The organism is Acinetobacter sp. 742879 (genome assembly GCF_000588535.1).
Taxonomy (GTDB): Bacteria; Pseudomonadota; Gammaproteobacteria; order Pseudomonadales; family Moraxellaceae; genus Acinetobacter; species Acinetobacter pittii.
This window is the reverse complement of sequence record NZ_JFYC01000007.1, coordinates 129,628-156,247: the sequence shown is the minus strand read 5'-3', so window position 1 is coordinate 156,247 and position 26,620 is coordinate 129,628. Positions and strand designations below refer to the sequence as shown.

The window sequence follows — 26,620 nt, the reverse complement described above, 5'->3', positions numbered from 1 at the left end:
TTGGTGCTGGGATTTGTCTTTAAGAAGTAGGAGTTCTTATGTCCAAGAGTGGGTTTGGTCAAATGTATCGTCGGCTTTCGAGTAAACTACTTGACCTCGTGGTAACACCACATGTTCTTGGGGAAGTTCCTACTGAACCAGTATCAGAAACAACAGAAACAGAAGCAAAAACTGACCGCCAAAAAGTGGTTTGTTACGTCTTACAAAACCACTCTCGAAGCAATGCTTTAGTGGTTGATGGGGAAACGCGTCGTTTAAATTTAAAACCTGCGTTAGACCCACTCATTGTGGGTACTCATCAGGAAAAAGCATCAGTTTTATTTTTACAGCACAATGATGAAAATAATTTACTGAATCCGCCTCCTCATGCTTTTCCACCGCGTTTAATAAAACTGATTGAAGTTTTACAAGAAAACCCTGAACTTGATATAGAGCTTGTTCCGGTTACAGTTTTATGGGGCCGTTCGCCAGATAAAGAAGATTCTTGGTTTAAATTATTATTTTCAGACACATGGGCAACACCAAGCACAGTTAAGCAGCTAGTTAATATTGGTTTGCATGGCCGTCAGTCTTATTTAGAATTTCATGATCCACAATCGCTACGTGAATTGGTTGATTATGCACAGCAGCATTATCCAAATCTTTCACCAGCAACTTATATTGTAAGTACGTTAAATGATTATTTAGACCGTCAGCGTGAAGTCGTGTTAGGCCCCGATTTGTCGGATCGCCGCAATGTCATGCAATCGGTTGTTAAATCTCGTGATGTGCAAGAAGCAATCCGCCGTGAAAGTATTCGCGGAAAAGTGAGCATGCTTGAAGCTGAACGCCGTGCGATTGGCTATGTGAATGAAATCGTATCGGATTATTCGCACTCAGCAGTGCGCTTTGCCGATCTTGCCTTAACACGCCTATGGACCCAGCTTTATGACGGCGTAGAAGTACATAACTTTAGTACGGTTCGTGAACTAGCGAAAGATTATGAAGTTGTCTACACACCTTGCCACCGCAGTCACATTGACTATTTACTATTGTCATATGTGATCTATAAACGTGGCTTAATGGTTCCGTATATTGCTGCGGGCGATAACTTAAACCTACCTTTTGTTGGTCAACTTTTACGTGGAGGCGGTGCATTCTTTATTCGCCGCTCTTTCCGTGGAAATGGTCTCTACACTACTGTATTTAAAGAATATCTATATAGTATTTTGTCACGCAACACGCCTCTTGAATACTTTATTGAAGGTGGACGTTCACGTACTGGACGTTTATTACCGCCTAAAACCGGTATGCTTGCCATGACAGTTCACAGCCATTTACGTGGCCGTGCTAAACCGATCGTTTTCTTACCAACTTATATTGGTTATGAACGACTCATGGAAGGCTCAACTTACGTAGGCGAAATGCAAGGTAAGCCAAAAGAAGCCGAATCTATTTTTGGTATTGTGAAAACCTTACGAAAAATTGAACGTATCTTTGGTAAAGTCCACGTGAACTTTGGTGAACCTGTTTTCCTTGATGATCTGCTTAAGCAACATAATGCAGAAAACGTTTATATCGAGAAAAATGACGACCCAATTCCTCAAGCTGTTTCAGATGCAGTAAATAGCTCTGCACATGCAATTTTAGAAAATATTAACCGAGCTGTGGTGATTAACCCTGTTTCTTTACTTTCTATTATTTTGCTTGCAACTCCAAAGCATACGCTTGATGAAGAAATTTGTATTAAGCAGCTAGAAGCTTATCGTAACTTGGCATCGAACTTCCCATATGACCAACGTATGGAAGTAACACCACTTTCTGGTAAAGAAATTATTGCGTATGGTTTAAAGCTTAAACTCATTAAACGCGTTCAGCATGCGCTTGGCGATATTATTGCGATTGAAGATAATCAAGCTGTTCTTTTGACTTACTTCCGTAATAACATCTTGCACGCTTTTGTTTTACCTTCTCTAGTAGCATCACTTGTTGAGCATAATGGAAAAATCAGTCGTTCAGATTTAACTAATGTCATCTATACGCTCTATCCATTCTTGAAAGCTGAGTTATTCCTTAAATGGAAGAGCAGCGAGCTTAAAGCACAAGTTGAGCAATATGCAGATGCTCTAGTTCAATCCAACCTTATTCAACAAGACGATGAAGGTAACTTGATTAGCTCTGCGCCAAATACAGAAGAGCATAATCAGCTTGTTGTTTTAGCAACGCCAGTTAAGCAAAGTCTTGAGCGTTACTACATGACACTTGCGCTCATTACTCAACGTGGTTCAGGCAATATCTCTGCTAAACAAGTTGAAGAATTAAGTCATTTATTAGGACAACGTTTATCAGTTCTATATGAATTTAATTCGCCAGAGTTCTTCGATAAAGCTTTATTCCAAAGCTTCTTAAAAGTACTTACGCAGCAAAATTACATTCGCACTAACGATCAAGGCCAAATTGAGTTTGATGATAACTTCCGTCAAATGGCTGCTGGCGCACAGTTGGTGCTTGATGAAGTAACCTTGCAAATGTTGCAGCACATCACTACCTTTACTGACGAAGAATTGAAAGATGCTCTTGAAGCAATGGCATCTCAACAAGCTAAACGCCGTTTAAAACGCAAAAAAGCTTAAAGTCTTCAGTCAAAATAAAAGGCAACTTCAGTTGCCTTTTATTTTATTAGCGAATTGGACATTCGAAATAACGTGGATCGTCCATACAACGTAAGCGCTTCATAAGCTGAACGAAATAAGCATCGTAATAACCTGAAAGAACGTACTGATTACGTATTTTGGCAACCATTACGTCATAACTTTGCTTCTCATAAAAAGAGACATCTACCCAATAATAAGCAGGTAAATGATTTTCCCATTGTGTTGCACGATTCGTCAGCAATTGGCTATTTTGAACAAACCATCCTCGAATTTTCCGGCCAAAATTAGCAGGATAAGCTTGCGGCTTAATAATTAAATTGACACCGAAATATGCCAAAGGAAAATTAATGACTTGAGTATCTGGTCCAAATTCTTTTTGTAAGTTATACGGCAATAATCCATACACTGGGGCAGCAATAATATCGATTTTATTTTGCTTAAACTGCGCAATCGCGTTAGATAAATCGACATAAACTGGCTGAGCACCTACACTTCGTACCAGTGCTTGTTGTGGTGGATTGTTGGGTAGCACCCCAATACGCTGATTTCTTAATTGAGCGACTCTAGAGAGGTTCCCATTTTTTAGAACCATGTAAGCAGTTCCAATTGGAATCATTCCTATAGCTTCATAATTCTTAGAAACTAACCTTTTCTCGATTGTAGGATGATTTAAAAGCTGCAAAAAGCTTTTGGCCGTACGGTTATTAGGAATAAGTCCTATACCCGCGGTACTTCCCATAAATTGGTTATAACGATAAGTATTGAAATTGGATGCAGCTAAACCTGAACATTTTCCATCATCAAAAGCTTGTATGGCCTGCTGTTCTTTTTGATAGGTAACCACTTTAAATTTGACTTGGTATTGCTGGGCATAAAGTCGAATGTCATTTAAACGGCGAGTAATATCCCCTTGGGACCCGATAGGATCATAGGCACACCACACCTGATCCTCAGCCCAACTCGCAACAGCTGTTATGCTCAAGATAAGAGCTAAACAAATTTTTTTCACTTTCAACCTTTTTATCTTTATCGGCAATTTGACTGCCTCATCAGGTATTTATGTTCTTATTTAAAGTTTAATCAAAATTTCATTTAGTGCTATGAACATTTAAACATAATAAATAGTCATTAAAGCAAATCGGATGTTCCAACTGAAAACCTGTTGTAGATAAATGTTTTGCATAAATTCTTTTACCTGAAATTTGGTTTGATTCTAAAGTTAATTCTGGCAATCCCAATTGTTTTTGAAACCACGCTATAACTTCATGCAAAGGTAATGGTTGGTTATTAGTCACAATATAGCTCGCTTGATGAGTTTCATAATCAGCCATAAAAGCCAAAAATCTTGCTAAATCATCAATATGTATTCGATTGCTATAATGTATATTTGGATAGCTTTGATGATTTTCAGCCATTTTTTTTAAACGGGCAATGGAAGTTCCATAAATACCTGTAGGGCGAACAATTACAGATTGAGTTGGATAATATTTTTGCCAAAGTAGCTCCATATTACGCAATATATGGCCTTGAGCATCATTTGGATGAATTTCACTAAAATCATCAATGATCTCCCCTGCATTTTCACCATATACCCGCGTAGAGGAGACAACGATTATTTTTTTCACTGGATGTATTTTTAATGCTTCTCGAATCGGTTCAATACTATCAACATAAGTTTGCTGATAGCCCTCAACCGTACTCTCATTTGGAGAAAGTAAAATATATACGACATCTACAGGTTCAATTTTACTTAAATCGAGCGTAAAAATATCCTGAACAAGATGTGTTGCGTAACTATCCGTTTTTACACTACGGCTGATTGTGGTAATTTGATGTTCTTTCTCAAATAGTTGTTTAGCAACACGCTGAGATGTTTTACCATAACCGATAAATAATATATGCATAGAAAACTCGTTGAGGGGACATGACTTCAGTCCATCAGTTACAAGGCGTTGGATCGGCTTCAGCAGCCCTGCTCGAAAAACTAAATATTTTTACCACAGATGATTTACTGTTTCATCTGCCACGTGATTATGAAGACCGCAGTACGATTATTCCAATGAATCAACTTGTGGTTGGGCGGAGCTATTTACTCGAAGGAGAAGTCAAATCAATTGATTTCCCTCCGGGAAAGCGAAAATCTATGGCAGCCTTGGTGCAAGATGAATTCGGTAAAGTCACCTTACGCTTTTATCATATTTATAAAAACCTGACTGATAAAATAAAACCCGGTCATCGCTTACGTATTTTTGGTGAAGTCCGTGTGGGTGCCCGCGGCCTTGAGATGTATCATCCCGAAATTCAGCTCATTCATGAACATACGCCTCTACCAAAAACTCAGCTTACAGCAATTTATCCAAGTACCGATGGGTTAACTCAACCCAAATTACGCGAATATGTTAAACAAGCTTTAAAACATCATAGTGATGCCCTACCAGAGCTACTCCCAAAGCAATATACCAATGGCTATGCGCTTAAAGAGGCTTTGTATTACATTCATGAGCCTCCTGTGGATGCCAACATGCTGCAATTGGCCCAAGGCTCGCACCCTGCACAGCAACGGCTTATTTTTGAAGAGTTGGTTGCACACCAAATTAGTTTACTTAATCGCCGTGCTTATATTCGTCAAATTGCATCACCTGCTTTTTCAAGCAGTAAAGTATTAGCTAAAAAACTATTAGAAGCTTTACCATTTCAAATGACCAATGCACAAAAACGTGTATCTAAAGAAATTTTAAATGACTTAAAACAACACCAACCTATGCTACGTCTAGTACAAGGCGACGTAGGGGCTGGAAAGACCCTAGTTGCAGCTGTAGCCGCTTGCCATGCTTTAGAAGCAGAGTGGCAGGGTGCATTAATGGCTCCGACTGAAATTCTTGCAGAACAACATTATTTAAACTTTAAACGTTGGTTTGAACCATTAGGTGTAACCGTGGCATGGTTATCTGGCAAACAAAAAGGTAAAGCCCGTGCCCAAGCAGAACAACAGATTAAAGAAGGCCACGCGGAACTTATTGTCGGTACACATGCCTTATTTCAAGATAATGTTGGCTTCGCTAAATTGGGGCTAGTGATTATTGATGAACAACATCGTTTTGGTGTAGACCAACGTTTAGCTTTACGCAATAAAGGTGCTGAGCAGTTCACTCCACATCAACTTGTAATGACGGCTACCCCTATTCCAAGAACTCTAGCAATGAGCGCTTATGGTGATTTGGATACATCCATAATTGATGAGTTACCTCCAGGCCGTACCCCAATTCAAACAGTTGCCATTCCTCTTGATCGTCGAGAGGAAGTGCTTCAACGTATTGCTTCGAATTGTAGAGATGGGAAACAGGCGTATTGGGTATGCACATTGGTTGAGCAGTCTGAGACTTTAGATGCTCAAGCAGCAGAAGCAACTTACCAAGAGATGAAAGAACGCTTTCCTGAACTCAATATTGGTTTGGTACACGGCAAAATGAAAGCTGATGAAAAGCAAGCCGTCATGCAAGCATTTAAAAATAATGAATTACAACTTCTTATCGCAACGACAGTGATTGAAGTTGGAGTAGACGTTCCTAACTCTTCCATTATGGTGATTGAAAATGCCGAGCGTTTAGGGCTTTCTCAGCTACACCAATTACGAGGTCGCGTAGGTCGAGGTGCTCAAGCTAGTTTTTGCGTACTTTTATATAAAACGCCTCTCTCTCAAAATGGACAAGAGAGACTTTCTATTTTAAGAGAAAGTAATGATGGCTTTGTGATTGCGGAAAAAGATCTGGAATTACGCGGACCAGGTGAATTACTAGGGACTAAACAAACCGGAGATATGGGATTTAGAGTGGCTCGTTTAGAGCGAGATGATCACCTACTGAGTCAAGCTCACTATGTGGCACAACAAGTTTTAAAAGATTATCCAGAACAGGCAGATGCTCTATTAAAACGTTGGCTTCCTGAGGCACCTCGCTACGCCTATGTTTAATTTTTTAAACTTCCAACCTCTTATTCAGTTATTTTCATCTTGCTCATTGTGCGAGTTAGGCACGCGAGAAAAATACTCGCTCTGTAAAGACTGTTGGGAACAGCTACCTTGGCTTAAACAAACGATTCAACGTAATAATCTATCTGTTCTTGTGGCCTGTAATTATGCTTATCCGGTTAACCGGATTATTCAGCAGTTTAAATATGAACAAAAGTTACATTATCAGATCTTATTAGGTGAAATTTTAAAACAATTAAAATTTCCCAAGGTACAAGCGATCGTACCTATGCCCATTTCCAATCAACGTTTAATCGAGCGTGGTTTCAATCAATCATTATTACTTGCCAATATCTTAAGTAAACACTTAAAAATACCTGTTTGGCAACCAATTCAACGTTTAAACGAGCACTCTCAAAAAGGACTTTCTCGGCTAGAACGCTTTGAAAATATCGAACAACAATTTTTACCTCATCATCAAGAGAAACGACGTTATCGCCGCGTTCTCATTATTGATGACGTGATAACCACGGGAAGCTCTGTTCATGCGCTCAGTCAGGCACTTAAACATTTAGGCTGCATATCCATTCATACGGCGTGCCTAGCAGCAACGCCCAAGAGTTAGGCTATTGCACCGTAGATAAATACTCTTCACACCAAGGAATGACAATTTCTCGGGTCAATGGTGCAAGTTGAGTTTCCGAATCATTTAAATCTATCCACTTCATTTCTGCAATTTCGGCTGCAATTTTAGGGGTCTGATCAAGTTGAACAAGATATAAATGACTCACCAGAATATGATCTGGCTCATTGGCAGCTGCTGTTTCGAAATGACCAATAAATTGCTCAATCACACAAGAGCTTCCGACTTCTTCTAAAATTTCTCGCTGCATGGTGATCTCTGGTGCCTCATTAGGTTCCAGCTTGCCACCCACTTGCATAAAAGCGTGTGTATTACGCTTTCTTACAAGCAACAACTGATTTTGCTCATTTAAGATCACTGCGGCAGCGACCGTAATTGTTTTCACCTATTTAACCTCGTTTATGGTTGGACGTCTGCGTTTGTCCATTTTGGAGCAGGAGCCTGATATTGCTCAAATTGTTCAAGAATATCTTCAATTTTGTCTGATGCGATCAATTTATCAACGAACCGTGCTTGGCTGAATCCATTATCCACCGTTCCTTGAATCATTTTAAGTAAATCTTCATAAAAGCCCGCTACATTTAAGAAAGCACATGGCTTTTGATGAATCCCTAATTGCGCCCACGTCCATTGTTCAAAGATTTCTTCCAATGTACCAGCGCCACCCGGCAAAGCAATAAAGCCATCTGAAAGATCCGCCATCTTGGTTTTACGCTCATGCATATTCTCAACCACATATAATCTGGTTAAGCCCGGATGAGCTAACTCACGATCAACTAAAGCACGAGGGATCACGCCAATGACTTGTCCACCTGCTTGTAAGGCGCTATCGGCCACCACACCCATTAGGCCTGAGCGACCACCACCATAAACCAAGGTCTTACCTTGTTTTGCAATAGCCTCGCCTGTAGCTTGGGCAATTTTTTGGAAAATTGGGTTTGAACCAAGAGATGAACCACAGAAAATACAAATTGATTTCATAGTGTAAAAAACCGTTTTATTGAACTGTCATGCTGACAAACTAAACTATCGATAGAGTTTTTTTTTGCAAAATAGCGTATTGGCAAGTGTTTTTCGGCAAATCCTTGTCTAAAATACACCCATCCATTTCCATCAGACTGCGTGAGGAAAAAAGACACATGCTTGAAGCCTTTTATGCCACAGAACGCGGAAGTCTGGAAGATGCCACCATCAATGGTGGATTTGATCTACATCCCGAATTAGTCTGGCTTGATCTTATTGCACCCTCGCAAGAAGAGCAACAATGGGTATTAGATGCCTATGACCAAAATTTACCAACACTAAAGTCGCTTGAAGACATTTCATCTTCTGCACGATTTTACCGTGATGATGACGGTATTTTGCACATCAGTACTTATTTTTTAACGAAAAATAAAAATTATCAGGTGGATGGCGACGCTGAAGAGTCATCACATATGCTGGCCATGGTGCAAACCGTAGCTTTTATTTTACATAAAGACCGCCTCTTTACGATGCGCGGAGAAAAACTAGTTGCGTTTCGTGCCTTTCGTGCCCGTGCTCGCCGAAATGACTATGACATGGACTATAAAGATCCAACGTGGATTTTATTAGGTCTTCTTGAAGCAAAACTCGATGAGCTTGCGGATATCTTAGAAGATATCCACAAAGATTTAGAAAAATACTCCACAGAGGTTCTTAATAACCACCAACGTGAAAAAATTCTAGATCTCGATGACATGATTACACGCCTAGCTCAACAAGAAGACATGCTAGGAAAAGCACAGCTTTGTCTCATTGATTTACGACGTGTACTTACTTTCTTATCGCGTCCACGTGCATTAGGCAGTCATATTTATGACGCAGACATTCGAGAGCTCAGTGAAGATGTGCGCTCACTGGTAGAACATGATGCGTTCTTATTCCAAAAAGTACGATTCTTACTTGATACGACGTCCGGATTTATTAACACCGAACAGAATGACACGATTCGTCGATTCTCGATCTTACCAAGTATGTTAGCTCCTCCAATGCTTATTGCCAGTATTTACGGTATGAACACAGACGTATTACCTTTTGCACATGGTACGACCAGTTTCTTTGTTGTTTTGCTGATTATTATGGGTTTCTTTATTGGGCCGATCATTTATTTCCGCTGGAAAAAATGGATCTAAGCTTTGTAATAAAATGCTAATTTCGAGCATAAAAAAGCACCTAAATATAGGTGCTTTTTTACATCAAAAACATCAGATCATTTGCAGATCATCCTGCAAATGACAGGCTTGAATGATCTTCAGCATTTTTTCAGGGACATTTTTAAAATGCAAACCAGTATTTTTTGGAGTCTCTCGTAACCATTGAACTAAAACAGCTAAGGCCAAGGTACTACCATGCTCAAGCTCAGTTAAGTCCACCACAAGTGGGAAGCTTTGCTGCTTCTTTATGATAGCCAAACCTGCTTGATACTGTTGTTCCGCATTGTCAAAATCAATTTTTCCCGAAACAACCAATTGTTGGTTGAGATACTGAACCACACGTCACCTACTTATTTCTTTTTGTTTTGATTAACAGCCGCGTCTGCATCAGGTTGGAAAGTTGCAATTGCTTTATTTAAATCACCGCCATTGCGTTTCACTGTTGCAGCAAACTGATTACGGAACTGTAATCCTAGATCAATACCAGAGACATTGATATTACGGATTTTCCATTGAGTACCTTTATCAGCTAACTGGAAAGAAACAGGAATTTTTTCACCATTGTGATTAAAGTCCAATGTCACTACAGGGTTCTTACCCGCAGTTGCCTTGTAAGGACGCATGGTATAGCTTTGATTTGTATATTTAGCAAATGCGCTACCGTAATTTTCAATTAATGTATTACGGAAGTTTGTTTCAAACTGAGCACGCTGTGCAGCTGTACTATACTGATTCGTCGCATAAGTACCCATCACGATACGAGTGAACGCTTGTGAATCAACATATGGGTCTAAGTTCTGACGTACAATTGATTTTACTAAAGCAGGATTGTTCTGCAACTTAGCATGATCTGCTTTTAAACGAGCGATCAAGCCATCAGCAACACGCTTGATAAAATCAGGTGGTGCTTCTGAAGGTGCAGCAAAAGCTGTACCTGCAATCATAGTAGACAAAAGACTTGCTGTCAGGGTTTGTTTAAACAACGTATTCACCTGGAACCACTCCTTCAAATAAACTCTTACTCAACAAATGACGGCTGTGCACTGCTGTCGGTACTTGCAGGAGCTTTTTCTTCTGCTGAGGATGAACCAGCGGCAACTTTACCTGCGCCACCACCAGTAATAAATTTACTAATTAAATCTTCTAAATCCATAGTTCCTTGGGTATTTGAAATTGTATCGCCACGTTTAAGATAGTTTAAACCACCACCTGGAACGACTTTCAAATATTTCTCACCCAACAAACCATTGGTTGCAACCATTATATAAGCATCTTCATCAATACTGGTGATGGAGGACATGTTACTGATCAGTTGCTGTTCCATTGCTTTTTGTTGCTCTGGAGAAGCCTCCGTATAATCAGAACTATAACGTAGTTCATCTAAAGCATTTTTTTGAACTTCTTTTAGCTGCTCAGCATTAAAACTTGTCAATTTTCCATCTAAACCAAAGGTTACCGTAGCCAAACGCGTAACTGGATCAAGGGTAATTGAATCAACACGACCAATTGTGACACCGCTCATCGTTACTTTAGCACGAGGCTTTAAACCATTGACGTTATCAAACTGAGCCTTCATGGTATAACTATCATTTAAGTTAGTACCAACAAGGCCACTAACTTTCATGGCTAAAAAGAACAAGGCAATACCGAAGATAATAACAAAGATACCTACGGCCAGCTCACTACTACGTGATTTCATTAAATCCCTCCGAACATGACCGCAGTCAACACGAAATCAAAACCTAAAACACATAATGAAGAATATACAACTGTTCTCGTCATTGCAGTTGCGATTCCTTCTGGAGTCGGATCACACGCATATCCTTGATATACCGCAATCCATGTACATAACAAAGCAAACACAATACTTTTGATAATGCCATTTACGACATCATGCCCAAATTGCACGTTGTTTTGCATACCGCTCCAGAATGAGCCTTCATCGACGCCAAGAAAATCGACACCTACCATTTTACCGCCCACAATACCAATCGCAGCAAAAATGACAGTTAGCATCGGTAAACTGACCACTCCCGCCCAAAGACGTGGTGATACGATTTGTTTTAATGGGTCAACCCCGATCATTTCCATGCTGGCAAGTTGTTCACTTTGCTTCATTGAACCAATTTCTGCTGTTAATGCAGAACCTGCTCGACCAGCAAATAATAACGCAGCAACCACAGGTGCCAATTCACGCAGCAATGTTAAAGACACCATGGTGCCTAGCATTGTTTCACTGCCGACGTTCACTAAAATTGAATATCCTTGTAAACCCAGTACCAAACCAATAAATAGGCCCGATACAGTAATAATTAACAAAGACATCACCCCTACCCGATGCATTTGGTAAATAAATCGTCCAAACCCACCAGATGAAGGAAAAGAAAAAACAATTTGTAAGAGCATTAGTGCCGCAACACCAATCCCTCGAATCCGCTCAATAACGAGTCTACCTAACCAGGCAATCGTATTCATGGACGAACCTCGTTATCTAAATAGGCTTGATGACTAAATTGGTATTCAACTGGTCCTTCTGCCGAACCTGTTAAGAATTGGCGCACAAATGGAGAAGCATATGCCTGTAATTCTTCTGGTGTTCCTTCCCCCTGAATTTTTCCTTCTGCTACAACATAAATGTAGTCAGCAATAGAAAGGGTTTCGGGAACATCATGCGAAACAATAATTGTGGTTAAATCTAAAGCTTCTCGCAATGAACGTATTAAACGTGTCAATACACCTTTTACAATGGGGTCTTGCCCCGCAAAAGGTTCATCGTACATGATTAAATCAGGGTCAAGCGCTATCGCACGTGCCAAAGCAACGCGACGGTTCATACCACCTGAGAGTTCTGTAGGCATTAATTGTTCAGAACCACGCAAACCAACTGATTCCAGTTTTAATGCAACCAGTTCAGCAATTAGATTTTCAGGAAGTTTGGTATGTGCTCGAATTGGAAATGCGACATTTTCATAGACCGACATATCCGTAAATAAAGCACCGCTCTGAAATAACATTCCCATACGCGCACGGGCTGAAAAAAGTTCCTGACGAGACATTTTTGCAATATCTTTACCGTCGAGCAGAACTTCGCCCTGATCAGGAACTAACTGTCCACCGATCAGACGTAATAATGTTGTTTTACCTGTACCAGAAGGTCCCATAATAGCCGTAATCTGGCCACGACGTATATTTAAACTAATATTGTCATAAATGACGCGTTCCCCTCGATTAAAACTCAAATTTTTCACTTCAATAAGTGGTTGAGTCGAGAGAGGAGTTTTATTATTCATAATGGCAATCGTTCCTGCACTTTTATGCACGCATACTATAACACTGAAAATTGACAAACTTGTTGTTATTTTGACAAAAGCAAAGCTAACTTAGTTGGTAGAAATAGAAGAGGTATGTTCGTAAAAAGAGGTTAATTCAGAAATTTGAAACTGCTCAATAGAACTTCCAGTTATAAAAGCATAGGCAAAATAAACCCCATTACACAAAACAAGTGCAATAAAAAGATAAGGCAAGCCGTGCTGAACTAATAAGTTCTTCAACTGTGCCATTATTGTTTCTTTTCGTTTACTTTTACTCATTATTTAATAAAAAATTGAACCAATTCACACTTTGTTATTTTATAACAAAACTGGAAAATAAAAAAGGCCAGTATTTCTACTGGCCTTTTTTTAAACGAACTTTTGATTAACGGTCGAATTTACGACGCGGTTTATCATCAAAACTACGACGTGGACGATCTTCACCACCGAAGCTACGTTTTGGACGATCTTCGCCACCAAACGCTGGACGCTCACCACGTGGTTTATCATCAAAGCTACGACGCGGTTTATCGTTAAAACCACCTTCGCGACGTGGACGATCTGAGTTGAACTCACGACGTGGACGATCTTCGCCACCAAATGATGGACGCTCGCCACGAGGTTTATCATCAAAACTACGACGTGGACGATCTTCACCACCGAAACTACGTTTTGGACGATCACCAAAACCATTTTCACGACGTGGTTTGTAATCTACGCGGTTACCACGGTTGTCATCATTTGAGTCAAAACGCGGTTTATCATTGAAACCACCTTCACGACGCGGACGATCTGAATTGAACTCACGACGTGGACGATCTTCAAAACCACCTTCACGACGTGGGCGATCTGAATTGAACTCGCGACGTGGACGATCTTCACCACCGAATGGACGTTCACCACGTGGTTTGTCATCAAAGCTACGACGTGGACGGTCATCACGACCACCTTCACGGCGCTTGAAGTTGCTTTCGCCTTCAAAACGACGACCACCGCCAAAACCGCCACCACGACGACCATCACGACCACCGTTGCCGCCACGACCACGACCACCGCCATCACGACCTGAACGAGCAGGAGGTGGAGATGGCTCTAAGCCTTCAATTTCAGAAACACTTAAACGTGCATCTAAATAGTCTTCAAGCGCACGGATTTTACCGCGTTCACGATAAGTCGCTAAAGTAATTGCTTGACCTGTACGCCCAGCACGACCTGTACGACCAATACGGTGTACATAGTCTTCGTGCTTCATTGGTAAACCGAAGTTAATTACGTGAGAAATTGTCGGTACGTCAAGACCACGTGCAGCAACGTCTGTCGCTACCAAGATTTTTGCACGACCTTCACGAATACTACGTAAACGACGGTTACGAACTGTTTGTGGCATTGCACCGTGAAGTGCAACTACAGAGTGACCTGCTTCTGCAAGTTCTTCAGCCAACATATCTGTATCTTCTTGAGTGCTCGCGAATACAACCGCTTGATCAAGAGTTTCATCAGCCAACCAGTGAGTCAGAAGTTTCTTCTTGTGTTCGAAACCATCTGTCCAGTGTAAAGTTTGGGTGATGTCAGTGTTTGTACTGTGACCTGTTTCAATTGCAATACGCTCAGGTTCATTCATCATGCGTTCAGCAAGACGAATAATACGGTCAGCGAAAGTTGCAGAGAACATTAATGTTTGACGACGGTTACCAGCTAAATCGCTGATCGCCTCTAAATCTTCAGAGAAGCCGAGGTCTAACATGCGGTCAGCTTCGTCAACGATTAAAGCTTCAACTTTATCTAACTTTAATTGACGACGGTTTACTAAATCTAATAAACGACCTGGAGTCGCAACAATAACTTGCGCGCCTTTAAGCTGTTGGATTTGCTTACCAAAAGGCATACCACCCATGATTGCAGCAATACGAACACCTTTCATGTGACGTACGAAAGCAATCGCATCTTGGCTAACTTGTTGAGCCAATTCACGTGTTGGGCATAAAACTAAAATGTTAGGTTGGGTCACAGCTTTCATACGTTCTTTGAACGGAACAAAAGTTTCTTGACCAGCTAAATTATGTAATGTCGGTAATAAAAATGCCGCAGTTTTACCAGAACCAGTCTGGCTAGATACTAGAAGGTCTTTTCCTTCTAAAGCTGCAGGAATAGATTGTTCTTGCACAGGAGTCGGGGTAGTAAAACCTAAACCTTCAAGCGCTTGTTGTAAGGTTTCATGCAAAGAAAATTCGGCAAAAGTTTTGCTCATAGAGAGTTTCACCCTAGTGGGTGCTCCATTTTTAATAAATACAAAATAGACATCGGCACAAAGCGGCAAAGCAAAGTTAGCTGAAACGTTTTTTCAGCAGCAATCCGAGTAACGACGATGTGGACTAAACGCACGCTTGATTACGGCCGAACCTGAAGAATCGCTGAGCGATCGGGGCGCAAGAAATGGTCCTCTCTATGGACAGCGTGCGCTTACAATGAATAGAACAGAATGTTCAGGTAATGAACGGAAATTTAAGTGCGTGGGCGGATTATAGCAGAAAGAAATTAAAAGTCATGTGTTTTAATCAACTTTCTTCATATTTATTGAACTAACTAAAATTTACCAATTACTTAAAAAATAAAACCCTCTGATAATAGAGGGTTTTATTTATAAATAATTAAATTATTTTGCAGCTTGCCCCCAAGCTGGAACTACAGTTTGCATTAAAGGTTTTAGCATTTTGAGTGAACTTGCAAGCACTTGACCATTTTCAAGAGACTCATTACCACCACGTGCATCAACCACTACACCGCCCGCTTCTTTAATAATAAGCTCACCAGCAGCGATATCCCATGGTTTTAAACCAAGTTCAAAGAAACCATCAAAACGACCAGCAGCAACATATGCTAAATCTAGAGCAGCTGAACCACCACGACGAATTTGTGCGCCAGCTTGAGTAACAGCTAATAATGAAGCAAAGTGTTGTTCTGCATAAGATACGATCTCACCAGCACGTTTAGCACGGTAAGGATGGCCTACTGCCAAGAATGTATTTTCTAAAGTATCTTTTACATTTACACGGATACGGCGTTGGTTCATAACTGCACCGCGACCGCGACTTGCAGAGAATAATTCGTCACGTACTGGGTCGTAGATTACGCCGTGTTGAGTAACGCCTTTATGCTGAACTGCAATAGAAATACAGAAATGAGGGAAACCATTAATAAAGTTTTGCGTGCCATCAAGCGGGTCGATTACCCAGCACCAGTCTGCATCGTGACCTTTGCCTTCTTGCAAACCGAACTCTTCACCTAAGAAGCTATGGTTTTTATAACTTTTACGTAATGTATCAATCGTCAATTGTTCCAAATAACGATCTACACGTGTTACTGGGCCATCAATGCCTTTCTCTTCAACTTGCAAATCGAGTTTATGACGATTTTGATGCGCTTTTAAAAGCTCTTGACCAACTGTTTGAGCCGCACGCGCAGCCATAACCACCATAGGTTCCATTGAACACCCACTACAATACAAATTTGAAGATTTTGACAAAGAATAATGCATAAAAGCGCATACATTTTAGCAAATGAATGCGCGTTATGGGAAAAAATGTTTCAAAAATTTTATTAAAGGCTTAAACCACTTGATTTAGCTTAAGCCAAGCTCGTTCAATTGAGCTCAAAATACCTTTAGCATCTAGCCCACAGTCTTGCAGCATTTGACCATGTGACGCCTGCTGCAAGAACAAATCTGGCAGACCTAAATTAATGATAGGTTTAACAATTTGTTCTTGCGCCATGAACTCATTTACTGCACTGCCTGCACCACCCATAATTGCGTGTTCTTCAACAGTTACAAATAATTGTGTATGTTCAGCCAAATCACGAATAATTTTTTCATCAAGTGGTTTCACAAAACGCATATTTACAACACGCACACCAACATCATGTTTTTGTGCAAACTGCTCAGCAGCTTCTATGGCAACCATAACGCGACTACCAAACGCTAAAATCGTAATCTGCTCATCACAAGCAGATTTAATTTCAGCAACTACTTCTGCCTTACCTAACTCAATAGCCGTTAGCTCCTGCTGAATTTCAACGCCTACCCCCGCACCACGTGGATAACGTACTGCTGCTGGCCCATTATAAGCATAGGCTGTATGTAGCATTTGACGGCATTCATTTTCATCTTTTGGTGCCATGATGACCATGTTCGGAACTGTACGCATATATGCATAGTCATATGCACCAGCATGAGTTGGCCCATCTTCACCAACCAAGCCTGCACGGTCAATTCCGAAAGTCACATCAAGATTTTGTAATGCGACATCATGAATAAGCTGGTCGTAACCACGCTGCAAGAATGTTGAATAAATCGCAACAACAGGTTTTAAACCTTCACAAGCCATGCCTGCTGCAAGTGTTACTGCATGCTGTTCCGCAATTGCAACATCGAAGAAACGTTTTGGAAATTCTTTAGCAAACTTAACCATGCCCGAGCCTTCACACATGGCTGGAGTAATCGCTAATAAACGTTCATCTTGTGCAGCTTCGTCACACAACCATTGACCAAATACATCAGAATATTTTGGTGGTGTTTTACCTGCTGAAGTCGCATTAATTTTGCCAATTGCATGATAGGTAATTGGGTCAGCTTCTGCCGGAGTAAAACCTTTACCTTTTTTAGTATAGACGTGGACTAGGCGTGGACCTTTACGTTTTTTTAATGCGTTAAATACTTGAACGAGTTGATTTACATCATGTCCATCGAAAGGACCGAAGTAGTCAAAACCAATCGCTTTAAATAAATTATCGGCCGCATCTGTTGCCGATTGATGTAAACGAGAGTTGTACGTCCATTTCGGATGTGGCTGTACATAAGCCTCGCCATGTTCATCGACATTAACTAAATGACCTTTTTCCCAAATTGCAGCTAAATGCTTAGCAAAACCACCTGTACTGCAAGAAATCGACATATCATTGTCATTAAGTACAACAATTAAATCGGCATCGTGTGCCACAGCATCGTTCATGGCTTCAAATGCCATACCTGCTGTCATTGCGCCATCACCCACAATACAAACGACTTCACATGGGTCATTTTGATAACGACGTGCTAAAGACATTCCTAAACCTGCTGAAATTGCAGTTGATGAATGCCCTACGCCAAAAGTATCAAAAACTGATTCTTCTCTAGCTGGAAATGCTGCTAAACCGTTCTTAGCACGGATTGTTGTCATTTGCTCACGGCGACCAGTCAAGACTTTGTGTGGATACGCCTGATGTCCTACATCCCAAACTAATCGGTCATTTGGAGTATTAAAACAATAATGCAGCGCAACCGTCAGCTCAACCACGCCGAGGTTAGCACCGAAATGGCCACCACTCTGGCCTGCTGCATATAAAATATATTGACGCAACTCATCAGCCACTTGAACCAATTGGCTATGCTCGAGCTGACGTAATTGTTGAGGATGATCAATTGCATCTAACAATGGCGTAACAGGGCGTTGAGTTGGAATTTCGGTATACAACATATGTGGCAAAGCCTTTATAAGCCTGGCAAATCCTAAGCTGGGTCAAAATGGGTCGATCATACAATCGAATGAAGTCACCTTCAATCAGCCACATTTGCGAACGAGGTCATGCAAAGCAGTCTCTCATACAGTATGGGTATGGTTGGCAGATTATCCTGAATAATCTGACTATTTATCAACTATTATCGTCTTCTTTATACAAAAAAGAAAACCTTAGTGCTCAAAATGATTATGACAATTCGACCAATCTCCCAGCATTACGCTATACTTTAAACCGTTTTCGGTTAAAAGATGAGTTAATCTGTGCCTATAGAGTTCATTGCAACATCAAAACTCCCGACCGCTTTTGGTGAATTCAATATTTCTGTGTTTCAAGATCCAGTATCAGGTGAAGAACATGTGGCACTTTCTAAAGGGTTAGAAAATCCACCCACAGGCCCTGTTTTAGTACGTGTTCATTCAGAATGCTTAACAGGTGATGCTTTTGCGTCATTAAAATGTGACTGCGGCCCTCAATTACAGGCAACTCAAAAGCTCATTAACGAAGCAGGTCAAGGCGTTATTTTATATTTACGTCAAGAAGGACGTGGTATTGGGCTTACAAATAAAATTCGTGCATATGCCTTACAAGATCAAGGTCACGACACTGTAGATGCAAATTTACTTTTAAATTTACCTGCTGATGCGCGCCGTTATGACATGTGTAGCATTATGCTTGATCATTTAAAAGTAAAAGAAGTTAAGTTAATTACTAACAATCCTTTGAAAATTCAGGCACTCAAGGATCAAGGTATTAATGTGATTGGTCGTGTTCCGTTAACGGTTGGACGCAATCCTTTTAATGAACAATATTTAAAAACTAAACGTGAACGCATGGATCACCTTTATCAAAAAGATGATTTCTAAAACAAAATTATAAATTTAAAAATAATTGGGAGGGATTTTTAAGACATTTCTTAAAAATCCCTTACTTTTTTTATGGTTTTGTGTTTTGATGTATCTATCTCCTATCTCAATCATCTTTGAGGGTCACTATGCAGCATCCGACTTCAACAGATATTCAACGTGTCCGCGAATTTCTCCTCGATTTACAAGCTCGTATTTGTGCTGGTTTAGAACAACAAGAAAAAGCTGGCGGTGGTACGGGTGAATTCATTATTGATGATTGGGAACGTCCAGAAGGTGGTGGCGGTCGTTCACGAGTTTTACAAAATGGCACCGTGATTGAAAAAGGTGGTGTGATGTTTTCTCACATCAACATTAGTAAACTGCCCGCTTCTGCTACAGAAAGACATCCTCAAATTGCTGGTGCTAAAGCACAAGCGCTTGGTGTGTCATTAGTGATTCACCCTAAAAACCCAAATATTCCAACCTCCCATGCAAATGTACGTTTATTTGTTGCAGAGCCTGAAGGACAAGATCCGATTTGGTGGTTTGGTGGCGGTTTTGACTTAACACCGTTCTATCCAGATGAACAGGATGTTATCGATTGGCATCAAGCCGCACATGACCTATGCCAGCCTTTTGGTGACAATGTCTATGCTGAACATAAAAAATGGTGTGATGACTATTTCTATCTAAAACATCGAGATGAACAGCGTGGTGTCGGTGGTTTATTCTTTGATGATTTAAATTGCTGGGATTTCGAAACCTGCTTTAAATATATTCAAGCTGTAGGGAATGGTTATTTAAATGCCATTCTGCCAATTTTTGAAAAACACCGTGAACAGCCTTATACCGAAGCTCAACGAGAGTTCCAGCTTTACCGTCGTGGTCGCTATGTCGAATATAACTTAGTGTATGACCGCGGAACATTGTTTGGCTTACAAACAGGTGGACGTATCGAATCTATTTTAGTCAGCCTGCCTAATCTTGCAGCTTGGTCATATCGTCCAGAATGGGATGAAGACTCACCAGAGAAACGTTTAACCGACTATTACTTAAAACCTCGTGACTGGTTAAACCTAAAAGAAAAAGTCGCTTAATTTTTTGCTTTTTGGAGATTCTTTGGCTTCCACCCCAAAGAATCTCCTTTTTTATTTTCAATTTTCTGAATCTCATTCAAATATTTTTTCTTATTAAAATTTGGCTTATAGTGAGGCCTGCTGAAAATTCAGTACAGACTTTATCTGCCTCATGCCATTTTAAAATTTTGGATATAAGAATGACCAAACAGTTTGCAGTAATTGGCAACCCAATCGAACAATCACGCTCTCCTGAATTGCATCATGCTTTCGCTCAAAAAACAGGTATTGACCTAGACTACCAAAAACGTCTTGCCCCTCTTGATGATTTTGAGCCGAGTATGCGTAGTTTCTTTGAAAATGGTGGGAGTGGCATGAACGTTACCGTGCCGTTTAAAGAACAGGCATTTGCTTTGTGTGATGTGCTGACTGAACGTGCTCAAATTGCCAAAGCTGTAAATACACTTTGGATGGAAGATGGCAAATTGCATGGTGACAATACAGATGGCCAAGGCTTAGTTGCCGCAATTCAAGCTTTAGATTGGAACTTAGAAAATACAGCTATTTTAATTTTAGGGGCTGGTGGTGCAACTCGTGGTGTTATTTACCCGCTTGTTCAGGCTGGTGCTAAAAAGATTGTGATTGCAAACCGAACTCTTGCTCGTGCTGAACAACTTGTAGATGACCTAAAAGCGGCAGTTCCTCAAGCTCAATTACAAGCAATTTCTCTAAATGAGTTAGAAGGGAAATTTGATATTGTAATTAATGCAACTTCTGCAAGCCTGTCTGGTGATGCATTACAACTACCTGAAAGTCTAGAGTTCAAATATGCCTTTGAGATGGCCTATGGCAAGCCATCTAGCTTTCTTGATCAAGCTAAACAACGCAATGTGCCTTATGCAGAAGGTTTTGGCATGCTAGTTGGCCAAGCCATTGAAGCCTTCTATATCTGGAATGGCGTAAAGCCAGAATTAAAAGATTTTCTATAAGTCAAAAAAAGAACCTACACGAAGTAGGTTCTTTTTTATTTCATCTATTATTTTTTAGCTGTAACCATCTGCTTATAAACATCTCGGAAAATCTCATAATCAATAAATTCATTATGTTCAGGTTTTAACTTCTGAATTGTTTTTTCCGTAAGTTGCTGTTTGCGAGCAGCGACATAAACTTTACCTAAAATATCAGCTGTTTCTGACAACAAATGTTTTTCTTCATCAGAACTACCATTTTGTTTTTCAAACTCTAATTGATACTGTTTTGAGAAAAGCTGTTCAGGTTGCTTATATTGTTTCTGTAGTTTTTGCCATGCTTCACGCCCAGCTTCACCTTGTATTGTTGTGATCACAATATGGTCCACAGCTCGGCCTAAGTCATTATCAAATTGGTCTTCTTGCTCAAGATGATGCTTTTTCTGCAATGCCTCAATACGTTCTAAAGCTTTACCTTGAGGGTTATAAGTTTCCTCTTCAGAGAACCAATAAGCATAAACCTCGGCAATTTCTTGCAACTGTTGAACTGAATAATAATTAATATATGACGGTTTTTCGGCAGTCAATTTTGCAATAAACACAGCCTTATATGTTTTGTCATAAGCATGTGTTGCATCATAAGTTTGGTTAGCCAACAGCGCTAGACTCGAATCTAAATCTTGTACATCGCTATGTGCACCAACTGGATGCTCAGAAACATCACTCTGCCCAAGTTTTTCACTAAATCCTTTTACGAAGTTTTCAAATAAAGAACCTTTGCTTGCCTCTGCAACTGATTTAGCTTGTTTAAGCTGCTGCTGATTAATTGGGGTCGCTTTACCATAATTGAGAATTTGCATGTCTGCTTTAATATTAAAGCGATGGTTAAATTCAGCTGGTGTATACGCAATATCATAATCCGCGTTGACTAAACGGCCCTTTTCATCCAGTCCGACATCAATCGCAACCGGATTTCTTTGTTTTGGTAAAGCTTGTTCAATTTCTGCCTTATGCTTGATCCATAGAGCCTTGAATGCCCCATCATCAACAAACTGGTTTTGATCATAAGCAGCAAAAGTTTGTTTCAAGGCAGCTTGACGAGCTTTAATCTGAGTTTTTTCGGTATTTACAGCACTCCGATCAAGCACATCAATACCGTAAATTTGACAGTAATTAATATCACCTAAGGCAACGGAACTTTTTTGAGACTGTAATTCGACACACTGATCTTCTGTAAGTGAAGCCACTTCTTCATCTTGTGTGACTTCTTCAGCATCTGCTACAGCAACATCTTCGGCTTGGGCCGTATCAGAAGCATCCTCTTCGGCTGCCCCAGCTTGAGCTGCACTTGATCGGTCTTCATCACCATATTCAGAATCTAAAGCATTACCGAAATGAGCATTAATAAGTGAATAAAGTTGCTGGCTAACTGCTGCTGCATCTTCTGAAGAAACTTTCTGCCCATCAGCATTACCCTCTTTACTCTTCGCTTCCGAAGCAGCTAATTCAGTTGCTATAGTTTCGGCAATCTTTTCTTCATCAAAACCAAAAACATTTTTTTGCAAATATTTAGCATTGACCTGACTATAGAGCTCTGATTGTAGCAATAACGCTTCAACCGTATCTTTTAAACGAATTTTTTCTACAATTCCCGCTTTACGCTCAGCGTCACTAACTGATAAACGCTGTAAATTTTGTGGTTCAGCCAAACGATAAGATACAGCGCCAGAAGCTTTCGCATATTCAACGAATTTCTGCATATCGACATTCGTAAACAGATTTTTATACTTTGAAAAATCGACATACGCTAAATTATTTTGATTATCTTTATTGACCAGATAAGGCATTAATCCGAAATAGTTAACGTAAAATTTATAATCCTTCAGATCAAGTACCATTGGCAATTTTGCCTGTACCAAAAGTGTCGGCTTTTCATACCTTGCTGTAAGGTTTAAAGACCCCATTTTTTGACGATAATGAACCGAACCATCGTAACTAAATTGAAGATCATTTAATAAATTAATTAATACGGCGTTTACTTTTTCTGAGCGTGATTCACCAGAAATGCCTGAATCCGCTTGCTCATTTGCAATTGCGGCATACAGGGCCTGCTTCTGTTTTTTATTCAAATTAATTTTTTGTTCACGTAAATATTGATCTACTTTTTTTTGCACTGCAGCATCTAGCTGCACTGTTTTTTCTACATTATTTATTTTTTTTGACTGATTTGGATCAACACTAACTTTAAAATGCCCACGATAGTCATAGCTTGGGTATTCATATATTGCATTCATACCCTGAATGACTTTTTGATCTAACTGAGTAGATGCTACCGATGGACGTAGGTTATGCTGCGCACAAGCGGTCAAACCCAAACTAAATAAACATAAACTGAGATATTTTAAATGCATAACCTTTTTTAAAACCTTATCGCTTTATCTTTTTAACAAAACTTGCTAAAAATAAGAAAATTAGTTGTTTTTTCACATAAAAGTATAAGTCCTGAATGTAGCAGAAATTATAATTTCAGGTGTATTTATTTTCGACAAAATTCGCTTTTCTGACATTTCTTTCGGGTGCGATTAACATTGTATTTTTATCATGTGAGTGAATAATCAAATCATCGATACAGATAATCCCACAATGATTCAAAATTAGGATTAAAGCCATGCCAGCATATAAAGCCCCGCTACACGATATCCGCTTCTTAATGAATGAAGTACTAGATTACCCTGCTCACTATAAAACTTTATCAAATGGTGAAAATGCAGATCCAGATACTGTTGATATGATTCTTGAAGGTGCGGCAGATTATTGTGAAAACGTATTGTCGCCACTTAACCAATCTGGTGATGAAGAAGGTTGCCATTTTGACAACGGCGAAGTAACTACTCCTAAAGGCTTTAAAGAAGCTTATGACCAATTCGTAATGGGCGGTTGGCAAGGTCTTTCTTACCCAGAAGAATTTGGTGGTCAAGGCCTTCCAATGTCTTTAAACCTGATTAAATCAGAAATGATGGGTACTGCAAACTGGTCATTTACCATGTACCCAGGTTTAAGTTCTGGTTGTATGAACACTATTTTGCAATTCGGTACTGATGAGCAAAAACAAACATATATGCCTAAGCTTGTTGAAGGCACTTGGAGCGGCACAATGTGCTTAACCGAACCTCAATGTGGTACAGACTTAGGTCAGGTAAAAACTAAAGCTGAACCTCAAGCAGACGGTAGTTACAAAATCACCGGTACAAAAATCTTCATTTCTGCCGGTGAACATGATTTAACTGAAAACATCATTCACATCGTACTTGCACGCCTTCCGGATGCACCTGCTGGTACTCGCGGTATATCATTATTCATCGTACCAAAATTCATGCCTACAGCTGATGGCGGTGTTGGTGAGCGTAATACAGTCGCTTGTGGTTCAATCGAACACAAAATGGGGATCCGTGCATCTGCAACTGCAGTACTCAACTTTGATAATGCAACTGGTTATTTAATCGGTGAAGTGAACAAAGGCCTACATGCAATGTTTACCTTCATGAATACAGCACGTATTGGTACTGCTGTTCAAGGTATTGCACACGCTGAGTTATCTTTCCAAGGCGCATTACCATATGCTAAAGATCGTATGTCAATGCGTGCGCTTTCTGGTAAAAAAGATCCTGATAAAGTTGCTGATGCAATCATTCACCATGCAGACGTACGCCGTATGCTGTTAACTCAAAAAGCAATCGCTGAAGGCGGTCGCTCTATGATTTACTACGCTGCTCAAATCGCTGACAAAATGACAGATGCTTTAGCACGTGGTGATCAAGCTGCTTTTGAAGACTACGATGATAAACTTGGTTTCTATACACCAATTTTAAAAGGTTTCTTAACTGAACTTGGTTTAGAAGCTGCTAACCACGGTATGCAAGTTTACGGTGGCCATGGCTATATTAAAGAATGGGGTATGGAGCAAATCGCACGTGATGCACGTATTGCGACCCTATATGAAGGAACAACTGGCGTTCAAGCACTCGACTTGATTGGTCGTAAAGTATTGTTAAGTTCAAAAGGTAAAGTAGTTCGTGAATACACTGCTGAAATCTTAAAATTCTGTGCTGCACATGCACGTAATAAATATTTACGTCGTTTTGCTTGGGACTTAACTAAGCTTTGTGCTCAGTGGAACACTTTAACAGTTCGTATCATGCTTGCTGCACGTAAAGACCGCGACATCGTATCTTCTGCTTCTGTAGATTTCTTGATGTTCTCAGGCTACGTGATGATGGCTTATTTCTGGGCTCAACAAGCTGTGGTTGCTTCTGAAAAATTAGAAGCAGGTAACGGCCAAGAAACTGCTGAGTTCTATAAAGCAAAAATCAAAGTTGCTGATTTCTACTTTGACCGTTTATTGCCACGCGCTCAAGGTCATGCAGAATCAATGGTGACTACATCTCGCACACTAACATCATTACCAGTTGAACACTTTAGCTTCGACTACTAATGATTTTTAAGTGGTGAAATAAAAAGAGCGCAATTTAATATTGCGCTCTTTTTTATATTTATCGGATATCTATTCTTTAGTTAAAACATAAGCCTGATTTGGAACAAAATAATTTTGCTCTAAAAATTCACGATTTTTTCCATAGTCGCTATAAAGTAATTTTTCTAAATTTGTGACCAATCTTTTATTTGAATCAATATTAAAATAAAAATTAACTTTAGATAGTGGACATTGAATTGTTAACTCACGCTCTTTTTCTTCCACTTTCCAATTTAGAGTAGGACATAATTGATTTACAGCGGCACTTTTAGCACCGTCCTTACTTCCCACACGACCAAAATGGACAACATTCCAATAAGCCGACCCATTTGGTAATAAATTTAAAATGTACTCTGCTTCGCCTGATTCACAATCAGCAAAAGCATCTTCACATGAAATACGAGTGTGATATCGCCCTACATATTGCAATGAGGCTTCGTTTAATTTTTGGGTTTGATCTGAGGTATTTTCAGGTAAGAAAGTTCGTCCAGCGACATAATCCAATGTTTTTATAGATGTACTACTTTTTATTAAGTTTTCTTCATGATTAGAACTAGAACTTGTAGTTGAGTGATCTTTTGAATTGGTATGGTTTATATCACAAGCACTGAGTGTCATGCACATCGCAGCCACTACAACCACATGCTTAACTGAAAAACGAGACCACTTCAAAGACATATACATTATTCACAGATAACAGCAACAGCTACATTTACGATTCAAATCAAGTATTAGCTGATTGCCGCTTTAAACTCTTAAGCCCTGAAAGGGTGCATTTTAGTAGATGTTAGTTTCGTTCATTTCAATCCTTTACATATTTTAACTATTTTACTTTTTAAAGGACTTTAAACCCGTTATTTCGTCTCCATATTTTTATTAAGCAAGAGTAATAGCTTCTTGTAACTTTTATCTTTAAGGA

The 26,620-nt window shown here is 39.9% G+C and carries 23 protein-coding genes; 8 read left to right on the top strand and 15 right to left on the bottom strand.

Annotation, left to right across the window (positions count from 1 at the left end; genetic code table 11):
• The first annotated feature begins 38 nt into the window (after window positions 1-38).
• Entirely contained in the window at window positions 39-2,612 is a 2,574-nt protein-coding gene (gene plsB, locus J690_RS14940; protein WP_032036720.1) for a glycerol-3-phosphate 1-O-acyltransferase PlsB, read from the top strand.
• Between the two features lie 46 nt (window positions 2,613-2,658).
• Here plsB and J690_RS14935 read toward each other — a convergent pair whose 3' ends face one another.
• Both J690_RS14935 and J690_RS14930 read right to left on the bottom strand, forming a co-directional pair.
• Entirely contained in the window at window positions 2,659-3,642 is a 984-nt protein-coding gene (locus tag J690_RS14935) for a putative solute-binding protein (RefSeq protein WP_032036719.1), read from the bottom strand.
• Window positions 3,643-3,721: 79 nt separating this feature from the next.
• Window positions 3,722-4,537, bottom strand: coding sequence for an NAD-dependent epimerase/dehydratase family protein (locus J690_RS14930; RefSeq protein WP_032036718.1), 816 nt, complete (start codon window positions 4,535-4,537; stop codon window positions 3,722-3,724).
• Between the two features lie 20 nt (window positions 4,538-4,557).
• Here J690_RS14930 and recG point away from each other — a divergent pair, with 20 nt between their 5' ends.
• Window positions 4,558-6,603: an ATP-dependent DNA helicase RecG gene (gene recG / locus J690_RS14925; RefSeq protein WP_032036717.1), complete on the top strand. Its 2,046-nt coding sequence runs from the start codon at window positions 4,558-4,560 to the stop codon at window positions 6,601-6,603.
• The gene (locus J690_RS14920) at window positions 6,596-7,225 is read left to right on the top strand and encodes a ComF family protein (RefSeq protein ID WP_032036716.1); all 630 of its coding nucleotides are present in this window, start codon (window positions 6,596-6,598) and stop codon (window positions 7,223-7,225) included. Before recG ends, J690_RS14920 begins: the two co-directional genes overlap by 8 nt.
• Window position 7,226: 1 nt before the next feature.
• Here the strand turns inward: J690_RS14920 and J690_RS14915 are convergent, their stop codons facing one another.
• Window positions 7,227-7,628, bottom strand: coding sequence for an NUDIX hydrolase (locus J690_RS14915; RefSeq protein WP_032036715.1), 402 nt, complete (start codon window positions 7,626-7,628; stop codon window positions 7,227-7,229).
• Window positions 7,629-7,642: 14 nt separating this feature from the next.
• Window positions 7,643-8,224: an LOG family protein gene (locus J690_RS14910; RefSeq protein ID WP_032036713.1), complete on the bottom strand. Its 582-nt coding sequence runs from the start codon at window positions 8,222-8,224 to the stop codon at window positions 7,643-7,645.
• A 158-nt stretch (window positions 8,225-8,382) separates the two neighbouring features.
• Here J690_RS14910 and J690_RS14905 point away from each other — a divergent pair, with 158 nt between their 5' ends.
• Entirely contained in the window at window positions 8,383-9,396 is a 1,014-nt protein-coding gene (locus J690_RS14905; RefSeq protein ID WP_002116978.1) for a magnesium and cobalt transport protein CorA, read from the top strand.
• 72 nt (window positions 9,397-9,468) lie between these two features.
• Here J690_RS14905 and J690_RS14900 read toward each other — a convergent pair whose 3' ends face one another.
• From J690_RS14900 to dxs, 9 genes are all read right to left on the bottom strand, one after another.
• Complete coding sequence (locus J690_RS14900) at window positions 9,469-9,756, bottom strand: STAS domain-containing protein (protein ID WP_032036711.1); 288 nt, start codon at window positions 9,754-9,756, stop codon at window positions 9,469-9,471.
• Between the two features lie 11 nt (window positions 9,757-9,767).
• Window positions 9,768-10,409 carry an MlaC/ttg2D family ABC transporter substrate-binding protein gene (locus J690_RS14895; RefSeq protein WP_002116826.1) on the bottom strand — a complete coding sequence of 214 codons (642 nt, stop codon included), beginning with the start codon at window positions 10,407-10,409 and terminating at the stop codon, window positions 9,768-9,770.
• Window positions 10,410-10,435: 26 nt separating this feature from the next.
• On the bottom strand, window positions 10,436-11,116 hold the full coding sequence (gene mlaD / locus J690_RS14890; RefSeq protein ID WP_032036709.1) for an outer membrane lipid asymmetry maintenance protein MlaD: 681 nt from the start codon (window positions 11,114-11,116) through the stop codon (window positions 10,436-10,438).
• Entirely contained in the window at window positions 11,116-11,892 is a 777-nt protein-coding gene (gene mlaE / locus J690_RS14885; RefSeq protein ID WP_032036707.1) for a lipid asymmetry maintenance ABC transporter permease subunit MlaE, read from the bottom strand. The genes mlaD and mlaE overlap by 1 nt, the downstream gene beginning before the upstream one ends.
• On the bottom strand, window positions 11,889-12,707 hold the full coding sequence (locus J690_RS14880; protein WP_002116999.1) for an ABC transporter ATP-binding protein: 819 nt from the start codon (window positions 12,705-12,707) through the stop codon (window positions 11,889-11,891). Before J690_RS14880 ends, mlaE begins: the two co-directional genes overlap by 4 nt.
• A 90-nt stretch (window positions 12,708-12,797) precedes the next feature.
• Window positions 12,798-13,007 (bottom strand): hypothetical protein, encoded by a 210-nt coding sequence (locus J690_RS14875; protein ID WP_005067237.1) that lies wholly within the window; start codon window positions 13,005-13,007, stop codon window positions 12,798-12,800.
• Window positions 13,008-13,113: 106 nt separating this feature from the next.
• On the bottom strand, window positions 13,114-14,976 hold the full coding sequence (locus J690_RS14870) for a DEAD/DEAH box helicase (RefSeq protein ID WP_016143582.1): 1,863 nt from the start codon (window positions 14,974-14,976) through the stop codon (window positions 13,114-13,116).
• 405 nt (window positions 14,977-15,381) lie between these two features.
• Entirely contained in the window at window positions 15,382-16,212 is an 831-nt protein-coding gene (locus J690_RS14865; RefSeq protein WP_002117045.1) for an inositol monophosphatase family protein, read from the bottom strand.
• A gap of 121 nt (window positions 16,213-16,333) precedes the next feature.
• On the bottom strand, window positions 16,334-18,238 hold the full coding sequence (gene dxs, locus J690_RS14860; protein ID WP_002117085.1) for a 1-deoxy-D-xylulose-5-phosphate synthase: 1,905 nt from the start codon (window positions 18,236-18,238) through the stop codon (window positions 16,334-16,336).
• Between the two features lie 303 nt (window positions 18,239-18,541).
• Between dxs and ribA the strand changes: the two genes are divergently transcribed.
• The 3 genes from ribA to aroE all read left to right on the top strand — a co-directional run bounded on the left by ribA (window position 18,542) and on the right by aroE (window position 21,191).
• On the top strand, window positions 18,542-19,144 hold the full coding sequence (gene ribA, locus J690_RS14855; protein WP_032036704.1) for a GTP cyclohydrolase II: 603 nt from the start codon (window positions 18,542-18,544) through the stop codon (window positions 19,142-19,144).
• A 128-nt stretch (window positions 19,145-19,272) separates the two neighbouring features.
• Window positions 19,273-20,223 carry an oxygen-dependent coproporphyrinogen oxidase gene (hemF, locus tag J690_RS14850; RefSeq protein ID WP_005067232.1) on the top strand — a complete coding sequence of 317 codons (951 nt, stop codon included), beginning with the start codon at window positions 19,273-19,275 and terminating at the stop codon, window positions 20,221-20,223.
• A gap of 179 nt (window positions 20,224-20,402) precedes the next feature.
• Entirely contained in the window at window positions 20,403-21,191 is a 789-nt protein-coding gene (aroE, locus tag J690_RS14845; RefSeq protein ID WP_017387003.1) for a shikimate dehydrogenase, read from the top strand.
• 47 nt (window positions 21,192-21,238) lie between these two features.
• Here aroE and J690_RS14840 read toward each other — a convergent pair whose 3' ends face one another.
• The gene (locus tag J690_RS14840; RefSeq protein ID WP_032036691.1) at window positions 21,239-23,581 is read right to left on the bottom strand and encodes a hypothetical protein; all 2,343 of its coding nucleotides are present in this window, start codon (window positions 23,579-23,581) and stop codon (window positions 21,239-21,241) included.
• A 257-nt stretch (window positions 23,582-23,838) separates the two neighbouring features.
• Here J690_RS14840 and J690_RS14835 point away from each other — a divergent pair, with 257 nt between their 5' ends.
• Window positions 23,839-25,662, top strand: coding sequence for an acyl-CoA dehydrogenase C-terminal domain-containing protein (locus J690_RS14835; RefSeq protein ID WP_002116803.1), 1,824 nt, complete (start codon window positions 23,839-23,841; stop codon window positions 25,660-25,662).
• Window positions 25,663-25,731: 69 nt separating this feature from the next.
• Here J690_RS14835 and J690_RS14830 read toward each other — a convergent pair whose 3' ends face one another.
• Window positions 25,732-26,379: a hypothetical protein gene (locus J690_RS14830; protein WP_081405185.1), complete on the bottom strand. Its 648-nt coding sequence runs from the start codon at window positions 26,377-26,379 to the stop codon at window positions 25,732-25,734.
• Between the last annotated feature and the right edge of the window lie 241 nt (window positions 26,380-26,620).